The sequence below is a fragment of the Acanthopleuribacter pedis genome, assembly GCF_017377855.1.
Classification (GTDB): Bacteria; Acidobacteriota; Holophagae; order Acanthopleuribacterales; family Acanthopleuribacteraceae; genus Acanthopleuribacter; species Acanthopleuribacter pedis.
In genome coordinates this window covers 83,003-102,763 of the sequence record NZ_JAFREP010000028.1, presented here as the reverse complement: position 1 = coordinate 102,763, position 19,761 = coordinate 83,003, and the positions used below count along the sequence as shown (strand labels likewise).

17 protein-coding genes are annotated in these 19,761 nt (G+C 53.2%); 12 read left to right on the top strand and 5 right to left on the bottom strand.

Annotated elements, in window-relative coordinates; translation table 11 throughout:
- The first annotated feature begins 279 nt into the window (after positions 1 to 279).
- A complete protein-coding gene (locus tag J3U88_RS25520; protein ID WP_207861836.1) occupies positions 280 to 861 on the top strand; it encodes a hypothetical protein in 582 nt (193 codons plus the stop codon).
- Positions 862 to 968: 107 nt separating this feature from the next.
- On the opposite strand, the gene J3U88_RS25515 is transcribed toward J3U88_RS25520, so the two are convergent.
- From J3U88_RS25515 to J3U88_RS25505, 3 genes are read right to left on the bottom strand one after another with little or no spacing between them, the layout of a single operon-like run.
- Positions 969 to 2,600 (bottom strand): hypothetical protein, encoded by a 1,632-nt coding sequence (locus J3U88_RS25515; RefSeq protein ID WP_207861835.1) that lies wholly within the window; start codon positions 2,598 to 2,600, stop codon positions 969 to 971.
- A 38-nt stretch (positions 2,601 to 2,638) separates the two neighbouring features.
- Positions 2,639 to 3,847: a hypothetical protein gene (locus tag J3U88_RS25510; RefSeq protein WP_207861834.1), complete on the bottom strand. Its 1,209-nt coding sequence runs from the start codon at positions 3,845 to 3,847 to the stop codon at positions 2,639 to 2,641.
- An 11-nt stretch (positions 3,848 to 3,858) separates the two neighbouring features.
- Positions 3,859 to 5,523 (bottom strand): CHAT domain-containing protein, encoded by a 1,665-nt coding sequence (locus J3U88_RS25505; RefSeq protein ID WP_207861833.1) that lies wholly within the window; start codon positions 5,521 to 5,523, stop codon positions 3,859 to 3,861.
- A 331-nt stretch (positions 5,524 to 5,854) separates the two neighbouring features.
- Here J3U88_RS25505 and J3U88_RS25500 point away from each other — a divergent pair, with 331 nt between their 5' ends.
- Positions 5,855 to 6,208, top strand: a complete 354-nt coding sequence (locus J3U88_RS25500; protein WP_207861832.1) for a hypothetical protein — start codon at positions 5,855 to 5,857, stop codon at positions 6,206 to 6,208.
- A gap of 13 nt (positions 6,209 to 6,221) precedes the next feature.
- Complete coding sequence (locus J3U88_RS25495) at positions 6,222 to 6,806, top strand: sigma-70 family RNA polymerase sigma factor (RefSeq protein ID WP_207861831.1); 585 nt, start codon at positions 6,222 to 6,224, stop codon at positions 6,804 to 6,806.
- Between the two features lie 43 nt (positions 6,807 to 6,849).
- Here the strand turns inward: J3U88_RS25495 and J3U88_RS25490 are convergent, their stop codons facing one another.
- Complete coding sequence (locus tag J3U88_RS25490) at positions 6,850 to 7,779, bottom strand: LysR substrate-binding domain-containing protein (RefSeq protein ID WP_207861830.1); 930 nt, start codon at positions 7,777 to 7,779, stop codon at positions 6,850 to 6,852.
- 340 nt (positions 7,780 to 8,119) lie between these two features.
- On the opposite strand from J3U88_RS25490, the gene J3U88_RS25485 reads away from it, so the two are divergent.
- The 3 genes from J3U88_RS25485 (at position 8,120) to J3U88_RS25475 (ending at position 11,735) form a co-directional block, all read left to right on the top strand.
- Positions 8,120 to 8,896, top strand: a complete 777-nt coding sequence (locus J3U88_RS25485) for a hypothetical protein (RefSeq protein ID WP_207861829.1) — start codon at positions 8,120 to 8,122, stop codon at positions 8,894 to 8,896.
- Positions 8,896 to 9,576, top strand: a complete 681-nt coding sequence (locus tag J3U88_RS25480) for a hypothetical protein (RefSeq protein WP_207861828.1) — start codon at positions 8,896 to 8,898, stop codon at positions 9,574 to 9,576. Before J3U88_RS25485 ends, J3U88_RS25480 begins: the two co-directional genes overlap by 1 nt.
- 248 nt (positions 9,577 to 9,824) lie before the next feature.
- Positions 9,825 to 11,735 carry a DEAD/DEAH box helicase gene (locus J3U88_RS25475; protein ID WP_207861827.1) on the top strand — a complete coding sequence of 637 codons (1,911 nt, stop codon included), beginning with the start codon at positions 9,825 to 9,827 and terminating at the stop codon, positions 11,733 to 11,735.
- 55 nt (positions 11,736 to 11,790) lie between these two features.
- Here J3U88_RS25475 and J3U88_RS25470 read toward each other — a convergent pair whose 3' ends face one another.
- Entirely contained in the window at positions 11,791 to 12,159 is a 369-nt protein-coding gene (locus J3U88_RS25470) for a nuclear transport factor 2 family protein (RefSeq protein ID WP_207861826.1), read from the bottom strand.
- A 75-nt stretch (positions 12,160 to 12,234) separates the two neighbouring features.
- On the opposite strand from J3U88_RS25470, the gene J3U88_RS25465 reads away from it, so the two are divergent.
- The 6 genes from J3U88_RS25465 to J3U88_RS25440 all read left to right on the top strand — a co-directional run bounded on the left by J3U88_RS25465 (position 12,235) and on the right by J3U88_RS25440 (position 19,752).
- Complete coding sequence (locus J3U88_RS25465) at positions 12,235 to 12,588, top strand: VOC family protein (RefSeq protein ID WP_207861825.1); 354 nt, start codon at positions 12,235 to 12,237, stop codon at positions 12,586 to 12,588.
- 553 nt (positions 12,589 to 13,141) lie between these two features.
- Positions 13,142 to 15,001 carry an amino acid permease gene (locus tag J3U88_RS25460; RefSeq protein ID WP_207861824.1) on the top strand — a complete coding sequence of 620 codons (1,860 nt, stop codon included), beginning with the start codon at positions 13,142 to 13,144 and terminating at the stop codon, positions 14,999 to 15,001.
- A 25-nt stretch (positions 15,002 to 15,026) separates the two neighbouring features.
- A complete protein-coding gene (locus tag J3U88_RS25455; protein ID WP_207861823.1) occupies positions 15,027 to 16,073 on the top strand; it encodes a class I SAM-dependent methyltransferase in 1,047 nt (348 codons plus the stop codon).
- Between the two features lie 113 nt (positions 16,074 to 16,186).
- Positions 16,187 to 17,125, top strand: a complete 939-nt coding sequence (locus J3U88_RS25450) for a diguanylate cyclase (RefSeq protein WP_207861822.1) — start codon at positions 16,187 to 16,189, stop codon at positions 17,123 to 17,125.
- A complete protein-coding gene (locus tag J3U88_RS25445) occupies positions 17,122 to 17,688 on the top strand; it encodes a YfiR family protein (protein WP_207861821.1) in 567 nt (188 codons plus the stop codon). Before J3U88_RS25450 ends, J3U88_RS25445 begins: the two co-directional genes overlap by 4 nt.
- A 138-nt stretch (positions 17,689 to 17,826) precedes the next feature.
- On the top strand, positions 17,827 to 19,752 hold the full coding sequence (locus J3U88_RS25440) for a TonB-dependent receptor plug domain-containing protein (RefSeq protein WP_207861820.1): 1,926 nt from the start codon (positions 17,827 to 17,829) through the stop codon (positions 19,750 to 19,752).
- The last annotated feature ends 9 nt before the right edge of the window (positions 19,753 to 19,761 follow it).

Sequence of the window (19,761 nt, the reverse complement as noted above, 5' to 3'; positions counted from 1 at the left end):
GCCTTGGATTGTGTTTTGCCGGCCTAGAATAGGGCGTGAAGCCAATTTTTAACTTAATTTCCTGCAGCGTCGATGGGTTATTCAGTGTTTCTTGCAGAGATGCGTCTTTTCTTGAGAGCGGTATGGTTTTGATTGGGCCTTCGCTGTCTGGTATGTCGTGTTTTTGCTTGAGCGGCGGAGAATTTGCCCGGTCACTTAGGTTTGCGGTTCCTGTGCGGTTTTATCCAAACCTTTGCTGCCGTCGGCTTTTCCCTTCTTTTCGGTTCTGGGAGGTGGTTTATGTTTTCCCGATGGTATTTGGTGTTGCTTGCGCTCTTGTTCGTTCCGTTCCTGGCCGCCCAGGATCAAGTTACGGTGAAAGCGGGTCCCATCGCTAAAGAAGTGCGGCCCTATGTTTTTTGGATGGATAAATGGATGGAGGATCGCGAGGGGCGTCCCGTTGTCAAGGTTCAATTCAAGCGGGTGCTCATTGTCGACGGCCAATTTCAGGAGGAACTGCGCCTGAGCAAGGACGACCGCGCGCAGTTGTTTTATTTCCTCAAAGAAAATTTCCGGCTCTATCGCGGCAACGGCCAGATGGGCGTGTTTAAGTACCGGGTTCTCAAGGGGAAAGAGAAACCGAAACGCGGGGGCATTTACCTGGCCGCGATCCCAATGGACAACGATGCGTTGCTGTCGTCGTTACGCGAAGAAGTGACGGACGAGGCCGACCTTTTTTCCCTGTTGGAAATGGACGTATCCTCGGCCATGGAGACGGCCGAAAAAGAAGATTCGGTGAATGACGCCTTGGAAAAGGCCAAAGAATCCGAGCGAGGCCTGCTGACCAAGCGGCCGGGTAACTTTTTTGTCGCGGTGAAGTAAGCGCCGCGGCGCCCCTCATCCTGTACTAAGCGATCTCTCACAAAACAGAACTGGTTCGGTTGAAGTCGACGTGTTGGATGTAATGATCTTCTCCTTGCCCAGGTAAATTATTGCTTTCGGACCGGCCCCTCGGGTTGACCGTAAAGCAAAATATTGACGAGTCCTTCCTCGACGCCTTCTTCAAGGCGATCAATAACTCGATCTCGGAACCGTGAGACATCTTCGCTAAACCCATCAAAGGAAACCGTTTTGTCGAAAAACTGATCTGTAATCACGGGATTGGTCATTGGTTTAAGATGCGAGGAGATAAGTGTTGCCTCCACAACTCGATGGGTGAAAGCGACCGGCTTTCTTAGGGTGGCCAAACTGATTAATCCAGCCAAACTCTGTTTGTCTTCAGCATCAATGGCCTCGAAAGTGCACTGGTAGGGGGTGACCACCCCGGGCGACAGGTCGATTTCCGCGATATGTGTTTTTCTTTCAAACCACGTTCGCGTCATTTCCTGAGCCTTAGCCGGGTCGAGCATCTTCGCGAGTTTGCTTAACGCACCAGAGGTTTCTTGTTTTGCACGGAGTCGAAGGGTAAATTCAATGGTAACCCGATAGCTTCCAAATTTCGATTTTGAGAAGAGTGGAACGTCAAAAACAGGGATAGCACTGGTGATCGTGCGTGGGGAGTAAGCCGCGATCAGGGCCCGGCCTACACCTTCAGAGGTGTGGTCAAAGGCCTGTGACACATGATCCTGTGCTCGGTAATGCTGTCCTTCAAGAGCTTTGGCCTGTGGCGGTAGCATTTTAAAAAAAAATTCTGGTTGTTCCAAAATGAAAAGGGCCTCCTCTTCAGCATTTTTGACATATTTATGGGCCAAGTCGCGATAATGTGTTTTTCCTGTCTGTTCGTAAAGGAGGTAGAACGCCGTTGCGTCATTTTTCCTAGCGGCAATCTGCCCAAGGGTTTGAAGGAGTATGTCGGTGCCCTGGCGGCTAAGGAACGGCGTAGGATATTCGAGAAGCCTTTGATAAAAGGCTTTGAATATCTCCGGTTCCTGAGTCCCTAGAGCAAGATGATAAAGGGCGCATGTTTTCGCCTCATGCCATAATGAACTGTTGGGAAATTGTTTTTGGAAGGCCTTGAAAAAAAGGTACGCGCTCGCATGATCTTCTGCATCAAAGCCTTGTCGCCAGTAATCGTAAACTTTTTCTTTTATACGGTGTTTATAACGATTGTTAGGGAAGGCTTTTATAAAAGCGATGTACTCGGCGAGTACGTCCTTTTGAACAATTTCCTGGAGTTGTTGTGAATCGATGTGCTTCTGGATCGTGTCCGCGATTAATAGTCCAGGATTTTGTTCAAGAAATCTCTGATGAGTCGACCAGTTTTTGCCCGCAAAAGCAGTTTCGATGTTCCAATACTCCGTTTCAACCTTACGAAGTTTTTCATTTACCTGGCCGCGGATTTGGGGGGATGCGGATGCACGTGCTAGATCATAGTATACAAATGATTGAGGGAACTGTTTTTTTAATCTTGCTATATCGCCAAGTGCCAGATACGCAATGGTTAGCTTGTCGTGCTTTTTTTTCTTTTTGAGAACAATAATTGCCTGGTTTATTTTGATTTCCGCTCGGGCGAGCTTGTTTCTTTCGATTAGCTTTAGTCCTTTATTAAGCCGCCTGTCACCGGTACCCGCTAAAGTAAGAAGGACAAAAAGAAACGATGTCAAACACAAAAAGCACTTCAAAACTGAACTCCTTTGGATGTGGTTCCATGGCTAGTTATTTAGTTGCAGAATCTTAGCGAGCATAGGTACAGACTCATTGAGACACTTTTGGTTCTCTCTACGTCGTTTAGGTTCATGGAAACAGTGCTGCCTGCCGGATGCTTCGAAATATCGTTGGCGCATTTAATCTCAACCGTGAGGGTGTTGAGTTCTCGGCCAAGAACCGTTCCAATCCAACCCTGAAGGCCTCTGCTGTTGGTAATACAATCTCCCGGCGAGATAACGCCCCGCTTTAATTCTGCTCGCGCATTGTCGATACTTTCGATGTAGAAGTTCACCTCAGGATCAATTGTCATGCTTTTAAAAAATGTCTTAGCTATCTGCAGTTGAACCTCCGCTTCTTCGAGTTTTTTTTCATTAACTAAGCAAGCGGCTTTTTGAATGAGTAATTGCCCATACGTTCGATCAAGTCCTTCTGGGGATCTAGGCTCTCCCAAATCTATGCCTTGTTGAATAATGTCACAGTAAAATGGGCTTGGTTTGCCTTTATGAAACTGGGCTGCGTAGTTCAAATAACAGCTGTACAGGTAAGAGCGAACGAGTTTGAATGCTTCCTCGCCAAGTTCAATAGTTCCACCCGCGGCAAGATCCGTAAACTCAATTAACGCGGTTTGGTATTTTTCTTGATGATGAAGTTTAATTGCTTTTCGAATTCGGCCCTTAAGTTTAGAGGAAGGCTTTTCTGGTTCAAGGCGATTTTGATCTCCAGCAAGAGGTTTACAAAGTTGTTTAACGAGTTTTTTTAATAAGGCTTTACGCCCGTCACTTGAATAAAGCGCCTCTATTGTAAATTTCTCCTGAGCAATAGAACGAAGCGTGGTGTTGAAAAAAGTAATCCGTGCGGAAATGATATATTCGGAACCCTTTTCAAGGCGTGTGATTTCTCCTTTAATAACGCCTTGTGCACGGGTAATGGGCTGGAGGGCCGGCTCAGCCTTTACATTGGGATTGCCACTCCTCCTCTGAAGTTCGGCTTCGTTAAGCTGATCTTTTGCAGACTCATCCATTTCATTTCGGGAAACGATACGCACACAGTTTTCTTCGCTTAGCGAAGCTTCAAAGTCTTGTCGCAGTATATACGTATATACCTCTAGTTCTGGGTTGATCGGTGCCGTAAAATCTTTTACATAAAGGACTGGGACAGAAGGATCAGGTTCATGGCTTGTTTGCCATCCAAAAAAGGTCATTTCCAGGAGTATAAGCAACATGTTCTATAACCTCAATCACAAGGGATTAGTAGTTGATCATCTGAAGAGATTGAATAGGTGCCCGAGCAAGTTATGTCTTCTTTTTTTAGAAGCACGTGATAGGAACCGGCCGCTCCGGGAAGCTGGATTTTTGTATGCATCCCCAGGTGTTGGATGATTACGGCCTTTTGACCGTTAATCAGCACCGAAGGGTAGTACATGTGTTTTGGAAGTAAAAAGGTTACGGACCAGGTAGGTTTCGGAGCTTCTCGGTTGGTTTCCAAGGTGGGGCGTTGTGACGATTGAGAACCCGTATCCTGGTCTACGTGTCTGTTGGTGTCTTTTGATTCCTGGGCGCCGGATGCTTGATCCTTCGGCGGAGTGGTGGTAGGTAACAATGGTTCTGGACCTTTGTAATCCGGCGTTTCGGTAGAAAGGTTGATAGATCCGACTGGTGGCAAGGAAACACCGAGTATGAACAGTCCGAGAACACCTAAAAAGATGCCGGTTCGCGAGTAGGTAAGTGCTCTTGTCGCCTGTTTGTACTGTCGTGGTTTCATCCTGGGTTTGGCGGTTGGCTGCCTTGAATGAGTGGTCTCTGCCTCGGTGGTTGGTTGCTTTCGTTGCATTTCGGCCTGTGCCTTGCCGAATAAGGTAAAAGCCAGCCATGTGGTCGGATCGATATCTCGAATGTGTCGCCGCGCTGCACGAACCGCTTGGGCTAGGCTTTGACCCGCGGCCCAGTGCTCGAAGAGGTGAACCATAAATTCAGAGGCACTGCTTTCGGCTATGTTCCAATGACAACCGAGGAACGCACCCGCCCCGGCGTCTAGGTAACTCGCGACCCAACCGGCGGTGCCCGCCAATGCATCGCCGGTGCGGGCCGATGCACATGCGTTCATGATAATGAAGGGTCTGTTTTTTCCTAAGTTTTGGCAGGGACCGGATAGAGAGCCGGGTGTCAGGTTAAGGTTCGCTTTGAGGCAGAAGCCTGAAGCGCCAGGGTTCGATTGATTAAAAGTTGCGTGACCGGCGAGGTATATTAGATCATGCTCCCCACCCGAAAATAACTTGATCAATGCGCGGTAGTCGAGGTCGCGAAGTTGGATGGTGTTGGGATTGAGAGATTGAAGGGTTTCAGTCACCACTTCTTGGTAATTTAGGCAATCATCTGGGCTGATGAGCACAGGTCTTTTTAAGGAAAACGTCTCGACCGGCTGATTCTTTCCTTTTTGCCAGCGTGCCAGGGCAAATGCTTCACAGAAAAAGGGACCGTCTTCATAACCCTCGTCCACAGGACCAAAAAGGCGCAACAATTCCCATGGAATCCAGGTTTCGTCGGAGATGATATTTAAATGTTCAATCGAATCCCGGTTTTCCCAGAAGAAGCTTGCTAAGCTAGGTGGTAACAGCTCTTTAAAAAGCTGCCGACCTCGATCAGCAGTCACCGCTTCTAAGTAGGCTTTTTGTTGATCACGGATAGGTTGGCTCTGGTTTTTAGTTTGGTAACCGGCCCGTGCGATGTCTTGAAGTTCGGCCAAGTAGTTGGTGAAAAAAGCGTGCGGCTTTTCATGGTAGGTTTGCATTGCTTCGAGCATTTCATGGGGACTGTCTGGATCGAGAACACGGAAGGTGAGGGTGTAAGGTTTCTGCTGTTCCCTCTCTTCGACCAGCAGTGCTAGATCGTGTTTCGCCATGAAGCGCTCCTTTGTGAATGGAGGAGGTTTGCGGTTGGGTGCAGGCGCTTTTTCAAAAAGCCGGATGGAATAGGATGGCCGTGGGAAAACCAAAAGATTCAAAAGGTCTACGGAGTATGTCGTGAGATCGAACGGGTCAGGACTTGCGATCTCGGCTAACATTTCTAAGCACATTCGCACTAGATCTTTAGCCGAAATGACTCAGGTTAATCGAGGAACTTTGGACCTATTCATCAGGGAAGTACGAAAAGTTTAAAACAAAATCAAAAAAAAATCTGAAAAAATAAAAGCATCACTCGGTTTGATATTGAGGGCCAATTGGAGGTTGATTGTGAAGAGAGAAGATTCAGCAATCCTTATTGAAAATAACCCTGAGTTATCCGCTGGTCGTGTTACCCCTGAATCCTTTTACGAGATTTATGAACGAATGGTGCCTTTGCTTTTGCCGACGGCCAAATATCTTGCGCGTCGCTACTTTCCCCAAGAAGATGTGCAAGGTTGTGCGGAAGGATTGATTAATGATGCTTTCCTTAGCTTAAACGGGGCGGTGCTACGAGGGCGGCACCACGATACTTCGTTCGAACGTTTTCTTGGATTGGCGAAAATCAAACTTCGTGATGTTGCAGTTGATGCTTTAAGACGTTGTAAACCAACGGTTTCACTCAGCGAATTTCGCATGGATTAAGGAGGCGGTTGCTGTGTTTTCCCAAATTTTAGCGAATCACCCACACGATGTGCCTGAAATACTCAACTGGCTCATTACCTTCCGTGAAGGTCGCCAACATTCCCCACCCAGCGTGGTGTTTAGGAAAACTTTTATGGCTTGTCTCTCGGGTCGAATGTTATCCGATGATCTTTCTCTTGTTCGTAAGATTCGTTTCTTGATCTATGTTTTGTTTCAGGTTGATGAATTATATCGCTATCAGGAATTGAACGATCAACAACTACCGCCTTTGGAACGATTTATCTGTAAACGGAATGAAGTTGAGGATCATTTGTTGCTCTCTTTAAGTAGGCCGCGGCTGCGGCATCAATACCTTGCGATTCTCAAAGATTTCTTGACCGAGCTTGAACAAGAAGATCCCAAGGGACATGATATTTTTTTGTTACGATTTTTAGAGGGGTACTCGCTGAAAAAAGTTGCGTCGGAAGTTGGTTTGACAACATCGGGAGTTCATTACCGGATAGAGAAGATCCACGCTTTTCGTGAACGTTTCAAGGCCGGTATTCTTACGCGGTATGGATGCGAGCCAAAGTTTTTGGGTGGTGTCCTGGGTCCTTAACTTATTTGCGCTGGGCCACTCGGCCTGCTGACCAAGCGGCCGGTTAACTTTTTTGTCGCGGTGAAGTAAGCGCCGCGGCGCCTTGGGTTTGGAAGGCGCCTTGTAACATTTCGAGGAAGCAGCGGGTTTTGGTCGCGGTTTGCCGGCCTGCCGCGTAGAGGGCCAGGATGTGGTAGGCCGGGGGACGCCAATCCGGAAGTACCACCGCCAGCTTCTGGGTGGCTAACTCGCGTTCGATCAGGAACATCGGCAAAATGGCGATGCCTTTCCCGGCCAGTGCCACGTCGCGCATCAGCATGCCGTTGTTGGTCACGAAGCTCGGCTGGATGCGGGCCAAGCTGCGGCCGTGGCGGGGGTGCTCCAGGCGCCAGTCGCGGCCTTCGCCCAGGTATTGGTAATGAATGGTTTGGTGGGCGTACAACTGGTTGGGGTGGGTAATCGGTTCAAATTTGGCCAGGTAATCGGGGGCCGCGACCAGAACGCGGTTGAGGGGGGCCAGGCGGCGGTGGGCGAGGTTGCCGCGCGCGCCGGGTTGGTCCCAAATGCTGATGTCGAACCCTTCCTCAATGGGGTTGGGGTTGCGGTCGAGGAGCAACAGCGAGAGGCGTACGCGGGGGTAGCGTTCCTGGTAATCGCAGGCAATAGGGCCGATGATGCGGCTGCCAAGCGCGGTGGGGCAACTGATGCGCAGGTGGCCCTCGGGTTCGTCGTCCTCGCGTTTGAGGGCGTTGTCGGCGGCGGCGATTTGATCCAAGATGTCGCGGCAGAACAGATGGTAGCGGCGGCCGGCTTCGGTCGTGTGGACGACGCGCGTGGTGCGCCGCAAAAGTTGCACGCCCAGATGGGTTTCGAGTTGATCGACGCGTTTGCTGACGACCGATTTGGAGAGACCGAGTCGGCGCGCGGCGGCTGAAAAGCTGTTGAGTTCAGCCACATGGACAAAAGCTTCCATGTTGGCGTAACGGTCGACCACCGCAACCTCCTGAAGGGGACGGGGATGGATAAACCCTTCGATTCTGCGCGACGCAAAGGGCTAAGTCAAATACTTGAAAGTGCTTGTTCGACAACCGGCTTTTGGGTAATCTGAGGGGGATCCAACCCTTTAACCTAAGAAGCGCGATTCCGGTGATTTTCGCTAAACCTCTGGGCTACAACGGCCTGTAAAATTACTCACCGCACCGGTGGGTGCGCGTCGGGCGCGACCCCGGTTCGCTTTTTCCATGCCATTTCGCTCCAGATCTTTAGCGAAAATCCCGCGCTTCAGCGCCTCTTAGGTTTAACCCAATTCAGCAACCATGCAGGCGGCATCGTTCATGGAACGTTTTTACCTGGAAAAGATGGTCGAAGAGATCAATCGCGCCATGGCGTCCGAATGTGAGCGTTGTTTTGCGCAATGGCTCACCTATTTTTGGGCGATGGATCGCGGCGTGGACGTGGGTGATACCCAGTTCAAAGTCCTGCGTTTTGTCATTGCCTTGGATGCCGCGTGCCCCGCCGCCAACCTGCTCGGTTTGCGGCAAACCTTGGACGACCTGTGCAAGCGTTTCACCGGGCAAGGCTACCGCTGTAGCGGGCACATCGGCCACGACGATTGGTTGGCGCCACTCAATGACGGCTATCAATTTGTGCTGCAACTGTTCCTGCTGGAAAACGAAAAAGACCATTTGGCCAACAAATTACTGGTGGCCAAGTTGCTGGAAGATCCCGAGACCCAGGAAACGGAACTGCCCAAATGGCTCCAATACCAGCAAGATCTGGAATGGCAACATGTGCTGGATGAGGTGTTTACCTTTTGTCAGTTTTTTGTGTCCAGCGAATTTCGTCACCTGAGCCAAGTCCGTTACTTCGAAGCGGCTTTTTGGCGCGTGGTTAACCTGGCCTGTGGCTACTTCCGCTTGGAAACCTACGAAGAATTGGTCGCCCTGATGCCCGCCCGTTTTCAGCCGGCATTGCTGACCATCCCGGAAGAATGGCAGGCGTTGCGTGAGCAAGAAGGCGCCTTTCGTCGCGAGGATTGGCAAAACTGCTCGCGTAACAGCATTCGCCTCGGCCTTCATCTGTGCGAAATGCAGCCGCAAGGGGAGGGGTGATGATTCATGTCACCACGCTCTGCCAGAGCCTTACGGAAAGCGGTCGGGTGCGTGCCATACGGCGTTATAACCTGCGCAAGTTCTGCCGCTCATTGAACCTGCCGCCCTGCGGTCTTTCTTTTTGGGCGGTGGACGATCTTAATTACGATTACCTCAACGACCTCAACCGGCGCTTGCGCCACGACCAGTTCCGCTTCCAGGGCGGCAGCTTCTTCCCGCGCGCCTACCTAGACGATTGCGCTTACGGCAACAAACGGCGAACCGAGTTCATTTTCTTAACCACGCGACCCTCCTTGTGTAGCCCTTGGTATCCCTTGCTGGACACCTGTTTCGGCGAAACGGTGCGTACCTTCGGCGACGGCGACTGGTTTGGCACCACACCCGCCGCGCAAAACCAGTTGCTGCGCGCGCAAATCAAACGCCAATTCGTGTTAGACCTGATGCACTTTTCCGGTAAAGAGGGCTTTCTGGGTCCTCTGGCCGACTTTCACCTCGGCCTTTTTTTATTAACCTTGGACGGGATGGTGGGGGCGCAAACGCCCGCTGAACTGATCGAACTGGCCAAAACGGTTCGCCCCGAAGATCGCGCCCAACTGACCCGCATCAAAACCACGGGAGCTTTGGAAGCACGCCTCGACGAGGTGTTGTTTTTCATGAACCAAAAACTGGAGAACGATTAAACCTAAAGTGAGCGATGGTTGGCGGCCCGCGCGCCGGCTTCGGGGAAATGTCCCCGGGTATAACCCGCGTGACGGCATCCACCTGAATCGCAAACTTTATGAAAAAGAGGGAAAGGTGAGGCAGACCTCGAGGGAACCGTGATAGATAACCCGTTTGAGGCGACTTCGTCTCCGCTCTTCCTCGGGGTTCCCCGCTGTGTTATGCTCTTGCCTTTGCACGGAGACCGCTTTTGGAATCAGGACAATCGATGAACGAACAACAAGAGAAAGCCGTTACTTTTGCCGACCTAGGACTGGACACACAATTATTAAAGGCATTGGATGCGGTTGGGTATGAAACGCCCTCACCCATTCAAGCGAAAATTATTCCCTACGTGACGGCCGGAAAAGATGTAATCGGCCAAGCGCAAACCGGGACAGGCAAAACGGCGGCTTTCGCGTTGCCGGTTCTGTCGAACCTCGACCTCAGCGCCAAGTATCCCCAGGTTCTGGTGCTGGCGCCGACACGCGAGCTGGCCATTCAGGTGGCGGAAGCTTTTCACCGCTACGCGATTAACATGAAAGGTTTTCAGGTATTGCCCATTTACGGCGGGCAGGCCTATGAAGGCCAATTGCGCCACTTAAAACGTGGTGTCCACGTGGTGGTCGGTACACCGGGTCGGGTGATGGACCACATGCGTCGCGGCACCTTGGATGTTTCGCGCCTCAGTAGTTTGGTACTGGATGAAGCGGACGAAATGCTGCGCATGGGTTTCATCGACGATGTCACCTGGATCCTTGAACAAACGCCGGAAACGCGCCAAATCGCCCTATTCTCCGCGACCATGCCGCGCGAGATTCGCACCATTGCCACCAAACACCTCAAAGACCCGGAAGAAATTACCATCAAGGTGAAAACCGCGACGGCGGAAACCATTCGCCAGCGTTACTGGGTGGTGAGCGGCCTGCATAAATTGGACGCGTTGACGCGGATTCTCGAGGTGGAAACTTTCGACGGAATGATGGTGTTTGTGCGTACCAAAACGGCGGCCACCGAAATCGCTGAAAAGCTTCAGGCGCGTGGTTTTGCGGCCTCGGCTCTCAACGGCGATATCCCCCAAAAAGAGCGGGAGCGCCGCGTGGAACGGCTCAAATCGGGTCAATTGGACATTGTTGTGGCCACCGATGTGGCCGCGCGTGGTTTGGACGTCGACCGCATCAGTCACGTGATCAACTACGATATTCCCCACGACACCGAGGCCTACGTCCACCGCATCGGCCGCACCGGTCGCGCGGGCCGGAAGGGTGAGGCGATCCTTTTTGTTTCGCCACGCGAGCGCCATCTGCTGCGCGCGATTGAACGCGCCACCCGCAAACAAATCGACCGTATGAAAATGCCGACCACCGAGGCGGTTAACGACAAACGCGTCGAAAGATTCACCGATAAAATTGCCGAAACCCTCGCGGATGCAGATCTGGATCAGTTGCGCGAGATATTGACCAAGTTTGTCGAAGAGAACAACCGCAAAGCGACAGCCCCGGTTGAACCCGACCTTGAAGAAACCGAGGCGCACGAAGGTGACGCGGAGGATGCTGAAACGAGGGAGGGCGAATTCGCCGACCCGGATCTCGGGGAAGCCGACGAGGTACAAAAACCTGCCGAGATATCCTTGCTCGATGTGGCCGCGGCGCTGGCGCACATGGTTCACGGTGACCGGCCGCTCTTGTTGGAAGCAGATCGCGCCGCCGCCCGCTTCGATCTGCCTGATTTACCCCCGCCCCGAGAGGGGCGTGGCCCGCGCGGGCGTCGTTCGCGTGGACCGGAAGTGGGCATGGCCCGTTACAAAATCATGGTCGGTCACGCGCACGGCGTAAAGCCGGGCCAAATCGTCGGCGCCATTGCCAACGAAATCGGCTTGGACAGCGCCTACATCGGCAACATCGATATTTTTAACGACTTCAGCACGGTGGACCTTCCCGAGCAGATGCCGCGCGATGTGTTGCGTCACCTCAAAAAGGTGAATGTCGCGGGCCAGGCCTTGCGTATTAGCCGTTACGAGGGTGGTCCGCCGCCGCGGCAGGGGCGGCCCCGCATGGACGGTGCGCGACCGCCGGGTCGAGGTAAACGTTCCTTGGACCGACGCCAACCGCGTAAACCCAAAGGTAAAAACCGGCCCTAACCCGAATTGCTTACAAGGCTTCGCAGCAGACCTTGTGAGCAATTCAAGGTATCGGTTACTCGGTCGGCAGGGGCAAACCTTGCTGCCGCAAAAAGCTAAGCTGATCCCAATACCCGCGTTGGTATTGGATCAGCCCGTTTTTGATTTGGAAAAAACCGCAACCGCGCAGGCCGAGCGGGTCGCGCCATTCGAGTGCGCCCCAATCGCCGTCGGCTAGGATTTGTTCGACGATGCAGGTCATTTCGGCTTTGGCGAATTCCCCCGCGAACATCGCGCGAATGTTTTCGCGTCCCTCAATGGGCGCGAGGCAGACTTGGAAATTGACCGCGTCCTTCGCGTACAAAGCGGCGAGTCCGTCGGCGTCGCCTTGGTTGAAAAGGTCGACCCAATTTTGAATTAAGGCACGTGGTGAAACATCGGTCATGGTACCCTCACAGCGCAACAAAGTTTGAACGAGCATGGTTTTGGCCAATTTACTTCGAATCCGAGGGATCACACCATGAAAAATGTGAATAACAGCATCAATTACATTGAGTTTCCGCTTGTCGCACGCGAGCAAACCATGGCCTTCTACCAGCAGGCCTTCGGCTGGACCTTTCAAGAATGGGGCCCGGATTACCTCAGTTTTAGTGGGGCCGGGGTCGAGGGTGGATTTAACCGTGAGGAAGGTGTCGCACCTGGCAATCCCGGCGTGCTGGTGATTTTGTTTGCCGATGACTTGGAAGCGACCCAAAAAGCAGTTGAAGCCGCCGGCGGCAAGGTGGTTCGTGAACCATACGGGTTCCCCGGTGGGCGCCGTTTCCATTTTACCGATCCCAACGGCAACCAATTGGCGGTTTGGACACCGGCATAATACGGGTTTGTCCAGTACAGAATGAACAGGGATCCGACCCGCTCTTGAGGCGGGTCGGATCGTTGTGACAAGCTACGAATCCAGGTGCAACCCAAGGGGTTGCCTTGCCGCATTGAGACAAGTGTCCCTTCCATCGCCCCGTGTTCTCGAAGGGAAAAAGACGCTTCTTTTGCCGCGGCGGCTAAAATCATAACTTTGTGGTCCTTATAAAAAGTGTTAAAAAAGGTTTAAGTCCGCAATGCTTAAAAGGATTTCTGCTACGAAACTGAAACACATGCGATTACGCCACTTACTCGGCAAAACCACCCTCAGGGCGGCGCTGCACCCTTTTCGGTTGTGTGCGGTCATAACTTTGGTACGCGCTGTTTCTGCTTCCCGCGACGGATCCTAGTAAAGATTGCGGACGCACGATGTTTTCGCCTCAGTGTTGCCCGAGGCGTTGGCCGACTTTATTAAACGCCCACCGTTGAAGGAACCAGGTTTCGGCGGCATGAATGGTTGATGGGTCCCATGTACTTTGATTTTTTGATGGATTGTTGACGCGGAGGCGAGCTTGCTAAAGAAACAGTTGGGATTAACGGACGTGTTCTGTTTGGCCACGGGTGCCATGATCAGTTCGGGTTTGTTTGTTTTGCCAGGTATTGCCTTTGAAAAAGTCGGCCCGGCGATGATTTTGTCATACGCCCTGGCCAGTGTGTTTATTGTGCCGTCGATGTTTTCCCAGGCCGAATTAGCCGCGGCCATGCCCAAGGCGGGCGGCAGTTACTTTTTTATCGAGCGCAGCCTGGGCCCCTTCGCGGGTACCATGGCCGGTTTGTTGAACTGGCTCTCGATTGCCTTAAAAACGGCCTTCGCCCTGATTGGCATCGGCGCGGTCGCCATGCAATTTTTCCCGCAAATCGGTGATGGCGGCATGGTGATTGTCGCCGTGTCCTTTTGCGCCTTCTTCACCCTCATTAACCTGGTGAGCGTGAAAAGCGTTGGCAAGATGCAGATCTACTTGGTTTTTGGTCTGTTGGCGATTGTGGGTGCCACCCTTTTGGCCGGTTTTTCCGCCACCGATGAGACCCACTACGTTCCTTTTATGAAAGAAGGGGCCGATTGGGAAACCATTTTGGCCGTTGCCGGTATGGTGTTCGTTTCCTACGGCGGTTTGACCAAGGTGGCCAGCGTCGGCGAGGAAGTGACAAACCCTGGCCGCAATTTGCCGCTGGGTATGTTCATCGCCTCCGGCGTGGTTAGTCTGCTTTACGTCGCGATGATTTTTGTTACCGTGGGTACGGTCGAAGCCGAAGCGCTTTCCGGCTCATTGGTGCCGATTTCCCTGAGTGCCCACACGTCCATGGGCAAGTTCGGCATGATTATGGTTGATGTGGCCGCGTTGCTGGCCTTTATCACCACCGCCAACGCCGGCATCCTTTCCGCCTCACGCTCGCCCATGGCCATGAGTCGCGACGGCTTGTTACCCAGCGTGCTTGCCAAAACCAGCGCCAAGTTTAGTACGCCTTATGTGGCGATTTTTCTGACCTCGGGTTTTATCATCGCCGTGATTGTGTTCCTGACCGTTGAAGAACTGGTGAAAACCGCGTCCACCATGATGCTGTTGATGTTCATGTTGGTTAACGTGGCGGTCATCATCCTGCGCCAGAGCAAGCTGCAAAGCTACCGGCCCGAGTTTAAATCCCCGTTTTACCCCTGGTTGCAAATCAGCGCCGTCATTATTTACAGCTTCCTGATTTTTGAGATGGGTAAGGTGCCTTTGTTGCTCACCGCCGGCTTCGGTATTTTGGCAACCATTTGGTACGTTTTTTACGTGTGGCGCAAAATCGAACGGGAATCGGCCTTTGTTTACGTGGTCAAATCGATTACCTCGGACGCCATGGGCCGCTCCGACTTGGAAGATGAACTGCGCCAAATTTCGCTGGAGCGGTCGGGCGTTGAAATGGATCGCTTTGACCACCTGGTCAACGACGCGAAGTTTATCGACATTGAGGAAGGCATTACCGCCAAACAACTCTTTGAACGCATGTCGCAGGAATTATCCGAACGGCTTGATCTCAACGCGGACGAGTTGTACGAGAAGTTCTTGGCCCGCGAAAAAGAATCGAGCACGGTGATCAAACCCGGCCTGGCGATTCCCCACGTGGTCATCGACGGGGAAGGCCGTTTCGACATGCTGGTGCTGCGCTGTAAGGAAGGTATCACCTTCTCGGAACTGAACCGCCCGGTCCATACCGTATTCGCCCTAATCGGTACCATGGACGAGCGCAATTTCCACCTGCGCGCTTTGATGCACATCGCCCACCTGATTTCCGAATCCGAATTTGAGGCGCGCTGGAACCAAGCGCGCGGCGTGGAGCAGTTGCGCGATGTCGTGTTGCTGTCGCGTCCAAACCGCAAGAAAAACAAATAGCCGCGGCCCCGGAAAGGAAAAGACCTTGGACAAAAAGCCGATTCATCGCGATGAACTGGACCAATCGCTGGGGGCCGACCCGCAAGCCTATGCGCGCCGCACGGGCCGCGATGAATTGGAGAAGCGCTTTAGCGAGGCGTCGAAACGCTTGCCTCGAGACGGTGGCGCCATTGATCCCACCATTCTTGAAGATCGAAACTGTCCCTTGTGTGGGGAGATTGAATCGCACCACCGTCATGGGTCCTATGGTTTTTCGATTCAGGCTTGTGGGATCTGCGGTTTCGAATTCATCCGGCCGATCCTCTCGCCGGCATTTGCCCATACCGAAGCCGGCAAGGCGTGGCACGCGGCGTTGTCGGTCGATCATCTCGCCTTCATTACGCGGGAATTTTACCGGCGTTGTGCGGCGTTACGTTTTGAATTCGAACTGCAACACCTGTTGCGTCATGTTCCCGACGCCGCCCCGCCCGAACATTTTATTGAAATCGGCGCATCCGTCGGTATTGGGCTTACCGTGGCCCGTGATTACGGCCTCACCCCGGTTGGCATCGAACCGGACGCGGAAGCCTTTGCCCTGGCCAAACAAACGGGCGCCGAGGTGCACCACGCCTTTTTTCCAATGCCCGGCTTGCAGCAGGATCACTTTGATATCGCCATGTCATTGGACGTACTCGAACACATCGCCGAGCCGGTCGAATTTTTGCTGGAGATCCGCAAACTTCTGAAGCCGGGAGGCCTGGTCGGCATCCAGGTGCCCAACGCGGCGGCCCTCATCACGCGCATTGAGGGCTACACCAACCAAATTTACAACGGGCTGATCCATGTGAATTACTTCGATCCCAAGAGTTTGGACCAAATGGCCGAGGTCGCCGGCCTGGAAAAGGTTCACACCTTTACCTTTCTCTCCGAACTCGGTAAATGTCGCAGTTACGATCCCAACCTCATTGCATCCCTTTTGAAAGCATCCCACCCTCACCTCGATCCCTTTCAAGCGCTTCATCAGGATTGGATCAACGATGAAGGCCTGGGTTATAAGGTTTTTGGGATTTATCGGCGACCTCAGACACAATAAATCCCAAGTTGGCGGGTGCGCTTTGTTAAGGTTAATCTCCGGTTGGGACGATTGTTGATGCTAGGAGCGCTTCTTTGGCAAGCGCATGGCAATGCAGGAAAGTGTGGCACTTTATGATTCGGGCCGATAGAAAACAACGCATACTGGTGGTGGACGACATGCCCGCCAACATCAAAATTTTGGGGCAGGCCATTCGCGGCCGTCACGAGGTTTCCGTTGCCACCAACGGCCGCCAAGCGCTGAACCTCGCCTTTAACGACCCGCCCGACCTCATTCTGCTCGACATCTTGATGCCCGATATGGACGGTTACGAAACCTGCCGTCGCCTGAAGGACGACTCGCGTACCAAGGACATTCCCATTATTTTTGTGACCTCCAAGGACGAGTTGGAGGACGAGACACTGGGTTTGGAATTGGGCGCCGTGGATTACATCACCAAACCCTTTCACCTACCGATTGTGCTGGCGCGCATCAATACCCATTTGCGTTTGAAACTGCAGTCCGATTTGTTGGAAGAATTGGCCAAAATTGATGCGCTTACCGAAATTCCCAACCGTCGTCAGTTTGAAGAACGGCTGGCTTTTGAATGGCAGCGCTCGCAACGTGGCGGTCACCCTATCGGTCTGATCATGATCGACATCGATGAGTTTAAGAAATACAACGATTTTTACGGCCACGCGCAAGGCGACGAGTGCCTTAAAGCGGTAGCCCACTGCCTGGCTCGCGAAATTCCCCGTTCCCAAGATTTGGTGGCCCGCTACGGTGGCGAAGAATTTGTGCTGGTTCTGCCGGATACCGACGTGGACGGCACCGTTGCCGTCGGTCGGCGTCTCTGTCAAGCCGTCGATGCGATGAACCTGCCCCACGAGAAAAGTTCCGTGGTTGATCATGTCACCATCAGCGTGGGCGCGGCGGCGGCGATTGCCGTCGCGGGGCAATCGTCTACCGAGCTCCTGTTATTGGCCGATGAATGCTTGTACCGCGCCAAGGAAGGCGGGCGCAACACGGTTTGGTCGATGGTGGGAGGTCCCCATAAGGATGCCCCGCCATGAAGACCCGCGCGGGGTCCTTTAAACGCGTTTACCTCGCGGCGGTGCTGATCCTGTTGCCGTGGGGTGGGGCGATTCCTCGGGTCGCGGCCCAGCCGGTGACCGACGCCGAAATTAAAGCAACGCTTCTGTTTAAGTTCGTGCCCTTTGTGCGATGGCCCAAACCAAAAACGGTGCAAGCCGACCATTTCATTTTTCTGATCGTGGGCCAAGATCCATTTGGACCGGTCATCGATCACTTTGAAGGGCAATCCATTCGCGGGCGGCCGCTGAAGATCGTGCGTGTTCCCGATTTCCGCGTCACCAGTGAGGAACCGCTACCCGCCTGCGACATGGTGTTTATCAGTGCTTCGATGGCCGACCAATTGGATGCCTTGTTGGCCGGTTTAGACGGTAAACCGATCCTTACCGTCTCTGATCAAGCGGGTTGGGGTGCGCGTGGTGTGATGATTAACTTTTTTGAAAGCGAAGAGAGCGTCCGGTTTGAGATCAATCCCCAAAGCACGCGGGCGTCCGGGATTCGCATTGGTGCTCAGTTGCTAAAACTCTCACGGATCGTGAAGTGAGGAGGTTGTTGTGAATAGGCGCGCGGGCCGTAAAACTAAAGTACAGCCGGTCAGGATACGAAAGGCAGGAGAAACCGCTTGTTTGCTCGAGGGTTATCTTTTGTTATCTAGGTCCTGTGTCTTGGAGGGTGGGGAGCCATGGTGTTGCTGAGTTCGTTCCTCCTTCCTTGGTTGATGTTAAGCCTGGATCCCGACCGGATGGACCGCCTGGCCCAGCTCAGCATTGAAGAGCTTATTAGCCTTAAGGTGGTGTCCGCTGAGAAAACGGAGCGCGCCTATCCCGAGAGCGCGGCGGCCGTGTTCGTGGTTTCCCGCGAGGATATTGAACGTTCCGGCACCACCCAATTGGCCGAGCTGTTGCGTTTTGTTCCGGGCGTTCAGGTTGCCCGGTTGTCGGTTAACGTCTGGGCCGTCAGCATTCGCGGTTTTAACGAATTGCATGCCAACAAACTGCTGGTCATGATTGACGGCCGACCGATTTACAACCACCTCTTCTCCGGTGTTTTTTGGCCGATGTTCGAAATGAGCACGGACGAAATTGAACGCATCGAGGTGATTCGCGGGCCCGGTTCCACCTTATGGGGTGCCAACGCCGTTAACGGCATTATCAACATCATCAGCCGCACCTCCGAGGATGCTCAGGGCGTTTTTGTCGGTTTGGGTACGGGTCACCAAGAAAAGGCGTTCGGCGACGCCCGTTACGGGTTCAGGCTGGGGCCCCAAACCACGGCTCGGGTGAACTATGGTTTTGCCGAACGGGAAATGGAGGATGTGCGGCTAGGTCCGAACCTGTTGTCCGACGAACGGATGCAGGACGGGCGGGTCAGCATGCGCCTTGACCATCGCTTTAACAACCGCGCATCCCTTTTGGTTCAGGGCAATTACTTTCGCAACTTTATGCGACGACCTAGCCTACCTGCCGATTTTCAGCTCGATGACAACGGCTGGTTTGTGCAGGCCCGGTTTGAGCATACCGATGCCCGTTCGGTAAAGCGCTCGGTCCAGCTTTATGCGGATTCGGCCAGTCGGGAAGGTGAGTTTCGCTGGCATGTTTGGGATCTCGATTTTAAGGAACAGCGGCAGCTCGGCAGACACCATTTGGTTTATGGTGTCGGCTTCCGCACCATTGACGACAATGTAACTCGCGGCTTGGCCGGTGGACTCACCTTTGCCCCGCAAATGAGCAATGAGAAGATCGGAAACCTCTTCGTGCAAGATCGCATCGATTTTCGCGAGAATTGGTCGTTGACCATGGGTTATAAGTTGGAGTTCAACGACTTTACCGACAGCGAGTTTCAACCGAATGTTCGGCTTCACTGGGCGCCGCCGGGGCCCGCCGCGCTGAACCTTTGGGCCGCTGCTTCACGCGCGGTCCATGTGCCCTCGCGCTTGGAGCGTGACGGCGATACCTTGCCCCGGCCCGGCCCGCCTTTGCCGCGGGTGCTCGGGAATCCCGATCTCGACATCTCCTACGTGACCGCCTACGAACTCGGTTTGCGGTCGCGCTTGGGTTCGAAATTTTGGTTGGATACCGCCTTCTTTTTTAATGATTACGCCAACGAAATCGCTTTTGAAGCCACCGGCCCGCCCAACCAATTTATTCGCGTCAACGGGATGGAAGCGGAGACCTATGGAATGGACGGTTCACTTGAATACCGGCCGAAACCCTGGTTGCGCTTCGCGGCTTCTTTTACCGTACTCGAGGCCGATTTCACCGTTCTTCCCGGGCCCCGTCCACGTCGGCCCCTCGCGTCTTTTTACGAGGGACAAAGCCCTTCTCGTCAGTGGAACCTGCGTTCCTATGTTAATCTCGCGCGGGGTCTGACCCTGGACCTGCATTGGCGCTATCTTGGCGCGGTGCGTCAGGCTGCTTTGGCCAACCCCGCCGCGCCGCCGCGGCAAACCTTTCCTTCCTACGAAAATTTGGATGTCCATGTCGCTTGGCAGCTACCGCGGGGCTTTCGCGCTGAGTTGGTTGGTCGCGATCTGTTGGGAGAACATCGGGAACTCTCGTTTTTCGAACATGAGCCCCAGCTCCACATTGACTTCAAATTTTGGTTCTAGATTGTGAAA